At 69.3% G+C, this 14,374-nt stretch carries 14 protein-coding genes and 1 pseudogene; 11 read left to right on the forward strand and 4 right to left on the reverse strand.

Features of this window, described 5'->3' with window-relative positions:
* The first annotated feature begins 193 nt into the window (after positions 1–193).
* From LY625_RS10635 to LY625_RS10680, 10 genes are all read left to right on the forward strand, one after another.
* Positions 194–559, forward strand: a complete 366-nt coding sequence (locus LY625_RS10635; protein ID WP_233740180.1) for an ATP synthase subunit I — start codon at positions 194–196, stop codon at positions 557–559.
* 23 nt (positions 560–582) lie between these two features.
* Positions 583–1,380 carry a F0F1 ATP synthase subunit A gene (atpB, locus tag LY625_RS10640; protein WP_233740181.1) on the forward strand — a complete coding sequence of 266 codons (798 nt, stop codon included), beginning with the start codon at positions 583–585 and terminating at the stop codon, positions 1,378–1,380.
* 61 nt (positions 1,381–1,441) lie between these two features.
* Positions 1,442–1,732, forward strand: coding sequence for a F0F1 ATP synthase subunit C (gene atpE / locus LY625_RS10645; RefSeq protein ID WP_233740182.1), 291 nt, complete (start codon positions 1,442–1,444; stop codon positions 1,730–1,732).
* 87 nt (positions 1,733–1,819) lie between these two features.
* Complete coding sequence (locus LY625_RS10650; protein ID WP_233740183.1) at positions 1,820–2,290, forward strand: F0F1 ATP synthase subunit B; 471 nt, start codon at positions 1,820–1,822, stop codon at positions 2,288–2,290.
* 2 nt (positions 2,291–2,292) lie between these two features.
* Positions 2,293–2,817, forward strand: a complete 525-nt coding sequence (locus tag LY625_RS10655; RefSeq protein ID WP_233740184.1) for a F0F1 ATP synthase subunit delta — start codon at positions 2,293–2,295, stop codon at positions 2,815–2,817.
* 76 nt (positions 2,818–2,893) lie between these two features.
* On the forward strand, positions 2,894–4,459 hold the full coding sequence (atpA, locus tag LY625_RS10660; protein ID WP_233740185.1) for a F0F1 ATP synthase subunit alpha: 1,566 nt from the start codon (positions 2,894–2,896) through the stop codon (positions 4,457–4,459).
* Positions 4,460–4,489: 30 nt separating this feature from the next.
* Complete coding sequence (gene atpG / locus LY625_RS10665; RefSeq protein WP_233740186.1) at positions 4,490–5,353, forward strand: F0F1 ATP synthase subunit gamma; 864 nt, start codon at positions 4,490–4,492, stop codon at positions 5,351–5,353.
* A gap of 22 nt (positions 5,354–5,375) precedes the next feature.
* Positions 5,376–6,782 (forward strand): F0F1 ATP synthase subunit beta, encoded by a 1,407-nt coding sequence (atpD, locus tag LY625_RS10670; RefSeq protein ID WP_233740187.1) that lies wholly within the window; start codon positions 5,376–5,378, stop codon positions 6,780–6,782.
* Positions 6,783–6,834: 52 nt separating this feature from the next.
* Entirely contained in the window at positions 6,835–7,263 is a 429-nt protein-coding gene (locus tag LY625_RS10675) for a F0F1 ATP synthase subunit epsilon (protein WP_233740188.1), read from the forward strand.
* Positions 7,264–7,419: 156 nt separating this feature from the next.
* Positions 7,420–8,583, forward strand: a complete 1,164-nt coding sequence (locus LY625_RS10680) for a P1 family peptidase (protein ID WP_233740189.1) — start codon at positions 7,420–7,422, stop codon at positions 8,581–8,583.
* On the opposite strand, the gene LY625_RS10685 is transcribed toward LY625_RS10680, so the two are convergent.
* Positions 8,549–8,932 carry a GtrA family protein gene (locus LY625_RS10685; protein ID WP_233740190.1) on the reverse strand — a complete coding sequence of 128 codons (384 nt, stop codon included), beginning with the start codon at positions 8,930–8,932 and terminating at the stop codon, positions 8,549–8,551. The two genes, LY625_RS10680 and LY625_RS10685, sit on opposite strands and share 35 nt — an antisense overlap.
* Before the next feature lie 135 nt (positions 8,933–9,067).
* On the opposite strand from LY625_RS10685, the gene glmU reads away from it, so the two are divergent.
* The gene (gene glmU / locus LY625_RS10690; protein WP_233740191.1) at positions 9,068–10,435 is read left to right on the forward strand and encodes a bifunctional UDP-N-acetylglucosamine diphosphorylase/glucosamine-1-phosphate N-acetyltransferase GlmU; all 1,368 of its coding nucleotides are present in this window, start codon (positions 9,068–9,070) and stop codon (positions 10,433–10,435) included.
* 52 nt (positions 10,436–10,487) lie between these two features.
* Here the strand turns inward: glmU and LY625_RS10695 are convergent.
* The 3 genes and pseudogenes from LY625_RS10695 to LY625_RS10710 all read right to left on the reverse strand — a co-directional run.
* Positions 10,488–11,864 (reverse strand): annotated as a pseudogene (locus tag LY625_RS10695) (HAMP domain-containing sensor histidine kinase); the annotation flags it as partial.
* Positions 11,795–13,126, reverse strand: a complete 1,332-nt coding sequence (locus LY625_RS10705) for a sigma-54 dependent transcriptional regulator (RefSeq protein ID WP_343223484.1) — start codon at positions 13,124–13,126, stop codon at positions 11,795–11,797. The gene LY625_RS10705 and the pseudogene LY625_RS10695, both read right to left, overlap by 70 nt.
* A gap of 10 nt (positions 13,127–13,136) precedes the next feature.
* Positions 13,137–14,363 carry an FtsX-like permease family protein gene (locus LY625_RS10710; RefSeq protein WP_233740193.1) on the reverse strand — a complete coding sequence of 409 codons (1,227 nt, stop codon included), beginning with the start codon at positions 14,361–14,363 and terminating at the stop codon, positions 13,137–13,139.
* Positions 14,364–14,374: the final 11 nt, after the last annotated feature.

A 14,374-nucleotide genomic window follows, 5' to 3' on the forward strand; every position in this document is an offset into this window, starting at 1 on the left:
AGTGTCCTGTAGGGGTTCGGAAGCCAGTATCCGCCCTCCGCACGCTTGCCTCAAGTGATAATCATTATCATTTAGCCACGGTTGAACCTGCCTCCCCGTGTCCGGTTGCCGCCGCTGCCGGGGACCTTTATAATTCTGCGGCTTCACCGGGCGAGCACCTCCTGCGCCCGGCTTCCCAGACGACGAGTCCAGCGTGCACGATCCGACGTTCGCAGGCCGCCGGCTGGCGTTGCGCGCGACCGCCTGGCAGGCGGGCGCGACGGCGCTGCTGGCCCTTGCATTCATCGCCTTCAGCGTGCCGCAGGCGCTGGGTGCGCTGCTGGGCGGCCTGGCGGTCGCGGCGGGCGGTTGGCTGTCGGGGCGGGTTTCGCTCGGCGGGGGCGTGGCTCCTGCGGCTGGCGCGCTGGCGCGGCTGCTTGCAGGGGCGATGCTGAAGTGGGTCCTGGTGTTCGGCGTGCTTGCGCTGGGCATCGGCCTCGGCGGCCTGCCGCCGCTGGGGGTTCTGTCGGGCGTGCTGGTTGCGCTCGTCGTCCAGGTGCTGGCGCTGGCCAGCCGGTAGCTTTCATGCAGGGATTCAGACAAATGGCGGCCGAGGAACTCACTCCCACCAGCTACATCCAGCACCACCTGCAGAACCTGACCAGCCAGGTCGGGGACGGCGGTCCGTTCTGGGCGATCCACGTGGACACCCTGGTCAGCTCGGTCCTGATGGGCCTGCTGATGGTGTTCATGTTCTGGATGGCGACCCGCAAGCCGACCGCCGGGGTGCCGGGCAAGTGGCAGGCGTTCGTCGAGATCCTGCTCGAGTTCATCGACCGCCAGGCCAAGGACACCTATCGCGGCCCGAGCAAGCTGGTGACGCCGATCGCGATCACCCTGTTCTTCTGGATCCTGCTGATGAACATGCTCAAGTTCATCCCGGCCGACTTCATTTCCAAGCCGCTCGAGCTGGTGGGCGTGCACAACTGGAAGCCGGTGCCGACCGCCGACGTGAACGCCACGCTCGGCATGTCGATCAGCGTGTTCTTCCTGATGCTGTTCTTCGCGATCAGGTCGCAGGGCTTCGGCGGCTTCACCAAGGGCTTTCTGACCGCGCCCTTCGGCAAGTGGATGATGCCGTTCAACCTGATCCTCAACGTCGTCGAGTGGGTCAGCAAGCCGGTTTCGCTGGCGATGCGACTGTTCGGCAACATGTTCGGCGGCGAGATCGTGTTCCTGCTGATCTGGGTGCTTGGCGGTGCCAGCATCCTGGGCATGCTCGGCGGCGCGGTGTTCGGCTTGGGCTGGATGATCTTCCACATCCTGGTCGTGCCGCTGCAGGCGTTCATCTTCATGATGCTGTCGATCGTCTACCTGAGTCTGGTCGAAGACTCGCACTGAGTACCTGCTTCACCCTCCAACCCTTCGTTCAACCATCAAGCACCATCGCTCGGAGATAACCATGGAAACCATCCTCGCCACCCTCGCCCAGGTCCAGGCTTCGACCGCCCTCGGTGTCGGCCTCATGATCGGCCTCGCCGCGCTGGGCGCCGGCCTCGGCCTGGCCATCATGTCCGGCAAGTTCCTGGAGTCGGCCGCGCGCCAGCCGGAGCTGATCCCGGTGCTGCAGGTCCGCATGTTCATCACCGCCGGCCTGATCGACGCCGCGTTCATCATCTCGGTCGCGATCGGCCTGCTGTTCGCCTTCGCCAGCCCGTTCATCACCCCGCTGCTGGCCCAGGCGGGCGTCTGATCCACGCGTGAGACCCGGCCGGCGGCGGATGCCCCGGCCGGCGACCCCGGGCCCATGCCCACCCCACGCGAGAGATAGCGAAAGCCGATGAGCATCAATCTGACCCTAATCGCACAGGCGCTGGCCTTCGCCGCGCTGATCTGGCTGATCGCCACCTTTATCTGGCCGCCGTTGCTCAATGCCATCGAGGAGCGCCAGAAGAAGATCGCCGAGGGCCTGGCAGCTGCCGAACGCAGCCAGAAGGACCTCGCGCAGGCGCAGGAGCAGGTCGACGCGGCGATGCGCGACGCGCGCACCAAGGCCAACGAGGTGATCGACCAGGCACACCAGCGTGCCAGCCAGATCATCGAGCAGGCCCGCAACGAAGCCGTCGCCGAGGCCACCCGGCAGAAGGAACTGGCCCAGGCCGAGATCGACGTCGCCGCCAACCGTGCGCGCGAGCAGCTGCGCCAGCAGGTTGCCGTGCTCGCCGTCACCGGTGCCGAGAAGGTCCTGCGTCGCGAGATCGACGCCGGTGCCCACAAGGCGCTGCTGGACGAGCTGGCAGCCGAGATCTGAGCATGAGCGAAGCCCTGACCCTCGCCCGCCCCTACGCCCGCGCCGCCCATGCGGTGGCGCGCGACGCCGGCCACGCCGAGGCCTGGTCGCAGTCGCTGGCACTGGCCGCCCGCATCGCCGCCGACCCCGGCGTCGCGGTGCTGCTGGGTGACCCGCGGCTGCGTCCCCGGGACGCCCGTACGCTGCTGGCCGATGGCGCCGACGAGGCGTTCGGCCGCTTCGTCGACGAACTGGCCGACAACGGCCGCCTGGCGCTGCTGCCGGAGATCTCCGGGCTGTACGAGCAGCTGCGCGCCGACGCCGAGCAGGTGGTCAAGGCGCGCATCACCTCGGCCGCGGCGCTGGCGCCGGCGGAGCTCGAGGGCCTGGTCGCCGCCCTGCGCCGGCGCTTCGGCCGGGAGGTCGAGGTGGAGACCGCGGTCGACCCCGGGTTGATCGGCGGCGCGGTGATCGACGCCGGCGATACCGTCATCGACGGCTCGCTGCGCGGCAAGCTCCAGCGCATGCAGAACGCGCTCGCAAACTGATTGGCACTCACCCGGCGGGCCCCGCGCCTGCCGACCGTGATGGCGGGTCGCGGCCCGCCCTACATTGGAAACGAACATGGCAACCACGCAGCTCAACCCGTCCGAAATCAGCGAACTGATCAAGACCCGCATCGAGAAGGTCGGCCTGTCCGCCGAGGCGCGCAACGAGGGCACGGTGACCTCGGTCGCCGACGGCATCGTGCGCATCCACGGCCTGGCCGACGTGATGCAGGGCGAGATGATCGAGCTGCCCGCCACCGCGCAGGGCCACCCGACCTACGCCCTGGCGCTCAACCTGGAGCGCGACTCGGTCGGCGCCGTGGTCCTGGGTGACTACGAGCACCTGGGCGAGGGCGACACCGCCCGCACCACCGGCCGCATCCTCGAGGTGCCGGTCGGTCCGGAGCTGCTGGGCCGCGTGGTCAACGCCCTGGGCGAGCCGATCGACGGCAAGGGCCCGATCGGCACCGAGCTGACCGCGCCGGTGGAGCGCGTGGCGCCGGGCGTGATCTGGCGCAAGTCGGTCGACCAGCCGGTGCAGACCGGCTACAAGTCGGTCGACTCGATGATCCCGATCGGCCGCGGCCAGCGCGAGCTGGTCATCGGCGACCGCCAGACCGGCAAGACCGCGATGGCGATCGACGCGGTGATCAACCAGAAGGGCACCGGCATCAAGTGCGTGTACGTGGCGATCGGCCAGAAGGCCTCGACCGTCGCCAACATCGTGCGCAAGCTGGAAGAGAACGGGGCGATGGCGCACACCATCGTGGTCGCCGCCACGGCGTCGGAGTCGGCCGCGATGCAGTACATCAGCGCCTACGCCGGCTGCACCATGGGCGAGTACTTCATGGACCGCGGCCAGGACGCGCTGATCGTCTACGACGACCTGTCCAAGCAGGCCGTGGCCTACCGCCAGATCTCGCTGCTGCTGCGCCGCCCGCCGGGCCGCGAGGCGTACCCGGGCGACGTGTTCTACCTGCACTCCCGCCTGCTCGAGCGCGCCGCGCGCGTGTCCGAGGAGTACGTCGAGAAGTTCACCAACGGCGAGGTCAAGGGCCAGACCGGTTCGCTGACCGCGCTGCCGATCATCGAGACCCAGGCCGGCGACGTCTCCGCGTTCGTTCCAACCAACGTGATTTCGATCACCGACGGGCAGATCTTCCTGGAAACCGACCTGTTCAACGCCGGCATCCGCCCGGCCGTGAACGCCGGCATCTCGGTGTCGCGCGTCGGTGGCGCGGCCCAGACCAAGATCATCAAGAAGCTGTCCGGCGGCATCCGCATCGCGCTCGCCCAGTACCGTGAGCTGGCGGCGTTCGCCCAGTTCGCGTCCGACCTGGACGAGGCCACCCGCAAGCAGCTCGAGCGCGGCCAGCGGGTCACCGAGCTGATGAAGCAGAAGCAGTACGCGCCGCTGCCGATCGCGCTGCAGGCGGTGTCGATCTACGCCGTCAACGAGGGCTACCTCGACGACGTGCCGGTGAACAAGATCGGCGCCTTCGAGGAGGGCCTGCACGCCCACTTCGCCAATACCCAGGGCGGGCTGCTGGAGAAGATCAACACCAGCGGCGCGTGGAACGACGAGATCGAGGCCAGCTTCAAGGCCGGGATCGAGGACTTCAAGAAGACCGGCACCTGGTAAGCAGCAGCTCGGGTAGACGGGAGGAATAACATGGCCGGTGGCCGCGAAATCAAGACGAAGATCAAGAGCGTGCAGAACACCCGCAAGGTGACGCGCGCGCTCGAGATGGTCTCCGCCTCCAAGATCCGCAAGGCTCAGGAGCGCATGAAGACCTCGCGCCCCTACGCGCGGGTCATGAAGCAGGTCATCGGCCACCTCGCCCAGGCGAACACCGACTACCGCCATCCGTACATGGTCGAGCGCGGCTCGGTGAAGCGGGTCGGCTACGTGATCATCTCCTCCGACCGCGGCCTGGCCGGCGGGCTGAACAACAACATGTTCCGCCGCCTGCTGGGCGAGTTCGCCAAGTGGCAGGAGCAGGGGGTCGAGGTCGACTTGGTGACCATCGGCCAGAAGGCCTCGGTGTTCTTCCGCCGGGTCAAGGTCAACATCCGCGCCTCGGTCACCCACCTGGGCGACACCCCGAAGCTGGAGCAGCTGATCGGCGTCATCGGCACCGTGCTCGACGGCTACACCAGGGGCGAGATCGACCGGGTCTACCTCTGCTACAACGACTTCATCAACGCGATGACCCAGCGGCCGACCTTCGACCAGCTGCTGCCGCTGCCGCCGTCGGATGAAGCCGTCGCCCCGCACGACTGGGACTACCTGTACGAGCCGGACCCGGCCACCGTGCTCGACCACGTGCTCACCCGCTACATCGAGTCGCTGGTCTACCAGGCGGTGCTCGAGAACGTGGCGTCCGAGCATGCCGCGCGCATGGTCGCCATGAAGGCCGCCTCGGACAACGCCAACAAGCTGATCGACAACCTGCAGCTGGTCTACAACAAGGCCCGCCAGGCGGCGATCACCCAGGAAATCTCCGAGATCGTCGGCGGCGCCGCCGCGGTCTGATCCACATTTCGAGGAAACCACAATGAGCCAGGGCAAGATCGTCCAGATCATCGGTGCCGTCGTCGACGTCGAGTTCCCGCGTGACGCGGTGCCCAACGTGTACGACGCGCTGAAGGTCGAGAACACCGAAATCACGCTGGAAGTCCAGCAGCAGCTCGGCGACGGCGTGGTCCGTTCGATCGCACTGGGCTCGACCGACGGCCTCAAGCGCAACCTGGTGGCCAACAACACCGGCCGCGGCATCTCGGTGCCGGTCGGCACCGGCACCCTGGGCCGGATCATGGACGTGTTGGGCCGCCCGATCGACGAGGCCGGCCCGGTCGACGCCTCGGCCGAATGGGAGATCCACCGCGACGCGCCGTCCTACGAGGACCAGTCCGCGGCCAACGAGCTGCTGGAGACCGGCATCAAGGTCATCGACCTGATGTGCCCGTTCGCCAAGGGCGGCAAGGTCGGCCTGTTCGGCGGCGCCGGCGTGGGCAAGACCGTCAACATGATGGAGCTGATCAACAACATCGCCAAGGCGCACGAGGGCCTGTCGGTGTTCGCCGGGGTGGGCGAGCGGACCCGCGAGGGCAACGACTTCTACCACGAGATGAAGGACTCCAACGTCCTCGACAAGGTGGCGATGGTCTACGGCCAGATGAACGAGCCGCCGGGCAACCGCCTGCGCGTCGCGCTGACCGGCCTGACCATGGCCGAGTACTTCCGCGACGAGAAGGACGCCTCCGGCAAGGGCCGCGACGTGCTGCTGTTCGTCGACAACATCTACCGCTACACCCTGGCCGGCACCGAGGTGTCCGCGCTGCTGGGCCGCATGCCGTCGGCGGTGGGCTACCAGCCGACCCTGGCCGAGGAAATGGGCGTGCTGCAGGAGCGCATCACCTCGACCAAGACCGGTTCGATCACCTCGATCCAGGCCGTGTACGTGCCTGCGGACGACCTGACCGACCCGTCGCCGGCGACCACCTTCGCCCACCTCGACGCCACCGTCGTGCTGAGCCGCAACATCGCCTCGCTGGGCATCTACCCGGCGGTCGACCCGCTGGACTCCACCTCGCGCCAGCTCGACCCGAACGTGATCGGCACCGAGCACTACGAGGTCGCGCGCAAGGTCCAGTCGATCCTGCAGAAGTACAAGGAGCTCAAGGACATCATCGCGATCCTGGGCATGGACGAGCTGTCGGAAGAGGACAAGCAGGCCGTGTCGCGGGCGCGCAAGATCGAGCGCTTCTTCAGCCAGCCGTTCCACGTCGCCGAGGTCTTCACCGGCTCGCCGGGCAAGTACGTGTCGCTCAAGGACACCATCCGCGGCTTCAAGGGCATCGTCGAGGGCGAGTACGACCACCTGCCGGAGCAGGCGTTCTACATGGTCGGCAGCATCGAGGAAGCCGTCGAGAAGGCCAACAAGATGACCGAGAAGGCGTGATTGACCTTCCTTCTCCCGCTCGCGGGAGAAGGGGAATTGGACAGGAAAGCACATGGCCAGCACCACATTCCGTTGCGACATCGTCAGTGCCGAGGACGAGATCTTCCGTGGCGACGCCGAAATGCTCGTCGCCACCGGCGAGCTGGGTGAGCTGGGCATCGTCGCCCGCCACGCGCCGCTGATCACCCGCCTGAAGCCGGGCAAGGTCGTGGTCACCCTGCCGGGTGGCGAGCAGATCGACATCGCCGTCAGCGGCGGCATCCTCGAGGTGCAGCCGCAGGTGGTGACGGTCCTGGCCGACACCGCGGTGCGCGCCGACGAAATCGACGAGGCCGCGGTCCGCGCCGCCAAGGAAGAGGCCGAGCGCATCCTGGCCGGGCGTCCGGAGCCGATGGAGGCCGCCGAGGCCCAGGCCCGCATGGCCGAGGTCATGGCCCAGCTGCAGGCACTGGAGCGGCTGCGCCGCAACATGAAGCACTGATCGCGGCGCCTCCCGCCGTGGTACCTCGACGCCGGCCTTGTGCCGGCGTCGTTGTTTCCGGCATTCATTCCGGGAGATCGCTTGCACAGGCAGGGCGTGGCGCCTAGTTTCGCGTTTCCAGGGCTTGGGAGCGGGGCGATGGGCAGGTGCGCGACAGTGGCGGTGGCAGCCGTGGTGCTGGCGATGCTGGTGCCGGTGGCGGCGGCACGGTCCCCGGCCGGGACGCAGCATAGGCTGGAAGGCGAACGGCCGCGGGCGCGCGAGGCCGGGATCGTGATCGGCAGCCTGCCCACCGGCCCGCTCAATGCCTTGGTCGACGTGCGCGGCGTGGCCGTCGGCCACACCACGGTCATCGACGGTGGCGACATCCGCACCGGCGTCACCGCGATCCTCCCGCACGGCGGCGACCCGTACCGCGAGCGCGTGCCGGCGGCGATCCACGTCGGCAACGGCTACGGCAAGCTGCTCGGCGTCACCCAGGTACGTGAACTGGGCGAACTGGAAACACCGGTCCTGCTCACCGGCACCCTCAGCGTCTGGCGCGCCGCCGATGCGCTGGTGGACTGGATGCTGGCGCGGCCCGGCATGGAACAGGTGCGCTCGCTCAACCCGGTGGTGGGCGAGACCAACGACGGCTATCTCAGCGACATCCGCGCCCGGCCGATCACTCCGGCGCATGTGGTCGCCGCGCTGGAGGGTGCCAGCACCTCGAACGTGGACGAAGGCGCGATCGGAGCCGGGACCGGCACCGTCGCGTTCGGCTGGAAGGGCGGCATCGGCACCAGCTCGAGGGTGGTCCCGGGCGGCCACACCGTCGGGGTGCTGGTGCAGAGCAACTTCGGTGGCGAGCTGGTGGTCGGCGGACGCCCCGCGCGTGGACTGCTGCCGGATCCGGCCACCTGCGACGCCGGCGGCTGCCCCCCGCACGCGGGCGACGGCAGCATCATGATCGTGGTCGCCACCGACGCGCCGCTCGATGCCCGGGGGCTGGAAAGGCTCGCCTCACGTGCGCTGGTCGGCCTGGGACGCACCGGCTCCACGATGTCCAACGGCTCCGGCGATTACGTCATCGCCTTCAGTACCGCCGAATCTGCCCGGCTGCCGCTGGACCGGGAGCGCCACGCGCTGGAGCGGCTGTCCAACGGGGCGATGAGCCCGCTGTTCCAGGCCGTCGCCGAAGCCACCGAGGAGGCGATCCTCAACTCCATGTTCCGCGCCCGCACCGTCCACGGCCACCGCGGCACCGTGCACGCCCTGCCACTGGAGCCACTGCTGGCCGCGCGGCTCAGCGCCGGTAGACCCAGTGCCGGGAAACCATGAAGCCGAGCAGCCCCAGCGCGACCTCGACCAGCGGCTTGGCCAGCCATGCCCACTTCAGCCCCAGGTAGTCGTCGACGTTGCCGACCAGCCACGTGCTCAGGAGTGTGGTCGCCAGCCACAGCAGCGCGAAGCGCACGAACTGCACCCGGCCCAGCGCGGTGTCCTCACCGGCGAAGGTCACCCGGCCGTTGAGCCAGAAGCCGATCAGCGCGCCGCACACCCGCCCGGCCACGTTGGCCTGGCGGACCGGAATGCCGACGTGGCTGAGCGTGACCATCACCGCCCAGTCCAGCAGCCACTGGATGCCGCCGAACAACAGGTAGTGGCGGCCCTGGCGACCGAGGCTCACTGCGTGCCTCCCGCCAGGGGCGGCAGGCGATCACACGGCGCGGAGCGGGCATTGGGCAGGGTGGACGGCACCGGCGCATCCTAGCAGGGGCGCAGCCGGTAGAATCCACCTCCCGTCCTGCTGTTCGCCAACGCCATGTCGCTGCCACTGCACGTTGTCATCCTCGCCGCCGGCGAGGGCAAGCGGATGAAGTCCGCCCTGCCCAAGGTCCTGCAGAAGGTGGCCGGCAAGCCGATGCTTGGCCACGTGGTCGATGCCGCGCGCGAGCTGCAGCCGGGTGCCATCCACATCGTCTACGGCCATGGCGGGGATGCCGTGCGCGAGGCGTTTGCCGACCAGCCGGACCTGCAGTGGGCCGAGCAGCGCGAGCGCCTGGGTACCGGCCACGCGGTGCGGCAGGCGATGCGCCAGGTGCCGCAGGACGCGCGGGTGCTGGTGCTGTACGGCGACGTGCCGCTGATCCGGGCCGATACCCTGCGCCGGATGCTCGACGTGCCGGGCCGGCTGACCGTTCTGGTCGCCGACCTGGACGACCCTGCCGGATACGGCCGGGTCCTGCGCAATGCCGAAGGCAATGTCGCCCGGATCATCGAGGAAAAGGACGCCAGCGACGAGCAGAAGTCCATCAACACCGTCAACACCGGCATCCTGGTCGCCGACAGCGAGCCGCTGCGCCGCTGGCTGGACCACCTGGGCAACGACAATGCACAGGGCGAGTACTACCTGACCGACGTGTTCGCGGCCGCCGCGGACGAGTTCAATGCCGCCGAGATGGTCCACATCGACGATCCGGTGGAAACCGAGGGCGCCAACGATCCCTGGCAACTGGCCCAGCTCGAGCGCGAATGCCAGCGCCGCCTCGCGCGCCGCCTGTGCCTGGCCGGCGCGCGGCTGGCCGATCCGGCGCGGCTGGACGTGCGCGGCGAGGTCCGCGTCACCGGTGGCGATGTCGAGATCGACGTCGACGTGGTGCTCGAAGGCCACGTGGAGCTGGCCGAGGGCGTGCGGATCGGCCCGTTCTGCCGGCTACGCAACGTGAAGCTGGGCGCGGGCACCGAGGTCCGTGCGCACTGCGACCTGGACGGGGTGGTGGTGGAGGGCGCGGCGACCGTGGGCCCATTCGCCCGCCTGCGCCCGGGCACCGTGCTGGCCGACGGCGCCCACGTCGGCAACTTCGTCGAGACCAAGAACACCACCCTGGGCGTGGCCAGCAAGGCCAACCACCTGACCTACCTGGGCGATGCGGTGGTCGGTGCCAAGGTCAACATCGGCGCCGGCACCATCACCTGCAACTACGACGGGGTGAACAAGTCGCGCACCACGATCGAGGATGGCGCCTTCATCGGCTCCAACTCCTCGCTGGTGGCGCCGTTGACCATCGGCAAGGACGCGACGGTGGCCGCCGGCTCGGTGGTGACCCGCCCGGCGCCCGCGGGCCAGCTCACCGTCGCCCGCTCGCGCCAGAGCGTCGTCGAGGGTTGGACGCGCCCGCGCAAAAAGTAGGGCACAATAGCCACAGGCGTATTGCACCGGATGTCCGGACCCCGACCCGCCCTCAATCCGGCAGCACCACCGATACGCACAGCCCGCCGCCCTGGCGGTTGACCAGGGCGATGCGACCATCGTGGGCTTCGGCGATCTCGCGCGCCAGCGCCAGGCCCAGTCCGGTGCCGCTGCGCTTGGTGGAATAGAACGGCAGCAGCGCGTTCGACAGCACCGCCTCGTTCATGCCCGGCCCGCGGTCGAGCACGTCGATGCGCCAGCCATCCGCCGTGCGGCGCAGCTGCAGGATCACCTCGTCGGCCGGGGATCCGGACTCGTGCGCGTTGCGCAGCAGGTTGATCAGGGCCTGCTCCAGTTGCGCGGCATCGAAGCGGCCCTGCTCTCCGGGGTCGGGCAGCTCGCCGGCGAACCCGACCTGGCTGCGCAACTGGCGCAGGAAGCGCTCCCAGCAGACCGGCTCGCGACGGGGGGCGGGGAGCTTGGCGAAGCGCGCATAGTCGCGGATGAAGCCTTCCAGATGGCGTGCGCGTTCCTCGATGGTGGCCAGGGCATCGGGCAGGCGGTCGAGCCGGCCGCGTCGCAGCAGCTCGCCGCCGGAATGGGCCAGCGAGGCGATCGGCGCCAGCGAGTTGTTGAGCTCGTGGCTGATCACCCGGATCACCTTCTTCCAGGTCTGGACTTCCTGGCGGCGCAGTTCGGCGGTCAGTGTCCTCAGCAGGAGCAGCTCGTGCGGCCGGCCATTGAGGCGGAAGCGCCGACGCGAGAGATGGTAGATGTCCTCCTCGTCACCGTAGGCAACGCTGAACATGCCGTCCCCGCCCCGGGCCAAGGCCTCGCGCAGGGCCTCCGGGGTCTGCGCGGCGAGCGCATCGAAGTCGTGGCCCTCCAGCCGGCGTCCCCCGCCGAGCAGGCGCCGCGCGGCGAGGTTGCCGAGCACCACGCGATGCTGGGGATCCAGCAGCACCATCGCCACCGGAGTGTTCTGGACCACCGTGTCCAGCAGCAGTTCGCGCTGGACCAGAGTGTTGCGCTGGGCGCGCAACACGGTGCCCAGTTCATTGTGGGCCTCGACCAGTTCGCGCAGCTCGCCGCGGCCTTCCCAGCGGATGCTGAAGCTGTAGTCGCCGTCGCGGTAGCTGGTGACGGTGCCGGCCAATGCACGAAGCAGCGCCCGGACACCGGCCAGCTGGCGTTGCAGCAGAACGCCCAGCGGTGGCAGCAGCAGCGCCGCGGCGACCAGAACCGCGGCCCATGGCAGCAGCCAGGTCGTCAGCCACGCGGCCAGCAGGGCGCAGGCGGCGACGAACCCGGCGACCAGCAGGATCAGGCGGGTTCCCAGCGACAGCGGTGCCAGGCGCATCAGCCGCGGCGCATGCCGAGCTTGTCCATGCGCCGGTACAGCGCCTGGCGCGACAGCCCCAGGTCGGCCGCGGCCTGGGCCAGCACGCCGTCATGGCGCGCGAGCGCCGCCTCGATCTGCGCCGGATCGGGTTCCGTTGCGGCGCTGGTGCGGGGCGCCCCGGGCAATCCCAGGGCCGCCGCCTCGACCACACTGCCCGGCGAGAGCAGGGCGGCACGCTGCACCGCGTTGCGCAGCTCGCGCACGTTGCCCGGCCATGGATGCCGCAGCAGGGCCTGTTCGGCAGCCGGGCCCAGGCGCTTGCCCGCGGGCAGGAAGTGGCGGGCCAGCGGCAGGATGTCATCGGGCCGTTCGGCCAGCGCCGGCAGTTTCAGCTCGACCGCATTGAGCCGGTAGTACAGGTCCTCGCGGAACCGGCCCGCGGCGATCAGTGCCGGCAGGTCGGCGTTGGTCGCACTGACCACGCGTACCCGCACCTGGCGCTCGCGGCTGGAGCCCAGCCGTTCGAAGCGCCCGGTCTCCAGCACGCGCAGCAGCTTGACCTGGCCGGCCAGCGGAAGGTTGCCGATCTCGTCCAGGAACAGGGTCCCGCCGTCGGCGGCCTCGAACCTGCCCTCGCGGGCCCGGTTGGCCCCGGTGTAGGCGCCGGCCTCGGCCCCGAACAGCTCGGCCTCGATCAGCTCGGCCGGCAGGGCGCCGCAGTTGAGCGCCACGAACGGGCCCGTGCGCACCGCCGAGTTGGCGTGCACGATGGCCGCGATCTTCTCCTTGCCCGCGCCGTTGGGGCCGGTCACCAGCACCGGCAGCTCCGAGCGCGCGACCTGGACCGCCAGGCTCAGCAGGCGCCCGCTGGCCGGGTCGGCCCAGACCATTCCGCACAGCTCGTGGTCCCGCTCCAGAGCCTGCCGCTCGCGGTCCTCGCGGGCCCTGCGCCGACCCAGTTCGCGCCGGCTGGCCGACAGCTCCAGCAGGTTGCCGACCGTGGCCATGAGCTTGGCGTCGTCCCAGGGCTTGGCGAGGTAGTCGCTGGCACCGGCCTTGATCAGCCCGACCGCCGATTCCAGGTGTGTCCACGCGGTCAGCAGCACCACCGGCAGGTCCGGGTGGCGTGCATGGATCCGGCCGAACAGCGCCACGCCCTCGTCGCCGGAGGTGGTGTCGGCGTGGAAGTTCATGTCCTGCACCACCAGGTCGACCGGCACGCGGGCGAGCAGCTCCAGGCCGGCATCCGGCGAGTCGGCATGCAGGGTCTCGATGTCGTGCAGCGAGAACAGCACCTCCAGCGCGGTGGCGACCGCCGGGTTGTCGTCGATGACGAGGATGGTGGGCATCCTGCCTATCCTAGGCGCTGCGCGTGGCCACCGCCGGCGGCACCGCCGCGGCGCGCCGGGCCGGCCCGAGCACCGCCAACTGGCCGAGCAGCCACAGGGCCACTGCCCCGGCCGGCAGGTACAGCATCGGCAGTCGCGCCAGCTCGTAGCGCTCCATCAGCGCCAGGTTGATGGCGTAGGCCAGCACCATCCCCAGCACGATGCCGATCGTCGCCAGCAGGAAGTTCTCGGTCTGGAAGTAGCGCAGGATCTGGCTGCGGGTGGCGCCGAGTGCGCGGCGGATGCCGATCTGCTTGCTGCGCTGCTGGACCCAGAAACTGGCCAGGCCGACGATGCCCAGCGCGGTCACCACCAGCAGCGCCACGCAGACGACCAGCAACAGGCCGATCATCTCCCGGTCGCTGCGGAAGAAGCGCTCGCGGATTTCGCTGTAGCTGCGCTGGTCCAGGACCAGGCGATTGGGGTCGACCTGCTCCAGCGCCGCGACGGCGGCCTTGAGCACCTCCGCGCGCCGTGCCGGGTCATCGACCCTGAGCATGTAGAAGCCGCCGTTGTTGTAGTTGGGGCGGATCGGCAGGACGAAGGAATAGCTCATGTTCCCGCCATTGACCCCGTTGGGCCGGGTCAGCGTTTCCGCCACCCCGACCACGGTCAGGGGAATCGGGCCGAGATAGACGGTCCTGCCCACGGCGTCCCCGCCGGGAAACATCTTTTCCGCCACCGCGGCGGAGATGATGGCCGGACTGCTCAGTGCGCTGTAGTCGGTGGCCTGCTCCATGACACTCCCGTCGACATATTCCCCGGGCAGGAAGTCGCGCCCGGCCGACAGGCGGATGCCCAGCGTGTCGAGCATGCCGTCGTAGGCCATGTACTGGGCGGCGTTGAGCGTTGCGCGCTCCTGGTCGGGGGTGAGCGTGAGGCCGGAGTTCGACGAGTTGTTGTAGAACGGCAGCTGGTTGACCAGGGTCACGCCGGCCACGCCGGGAACCGCGCGCAGCGCCGCAAGGTCCTCGCGGGTGCGTGCATCGGCGTTGTCGGCCGGACCGATGCCGCTGAGGCGGACCTGCAGCAGTTGCTGCTCGGCGATGCCGCTGGGCCGGGACACGTTCTCGATGCGCTCGGTGATCAGGAACAACGCGTTGCAGACGATGGCGCAGCTGAACGCGATCTCCAGCACGATCAGCGCGGCGGCCGTCTTGTGGCGCAGCAGGGTGGAGAGGATGGGGCGGATTTCCATGGTTGTCCTCC

Source organism: Lysobacter sp. GX 14042 (assembly GCF_021390425.1).
GTDB lineage: Bacteria > Pseudomonadota > Gammaproteobacteria > Xanthomonadales > Xanthomonadaceae > Novilysobacter.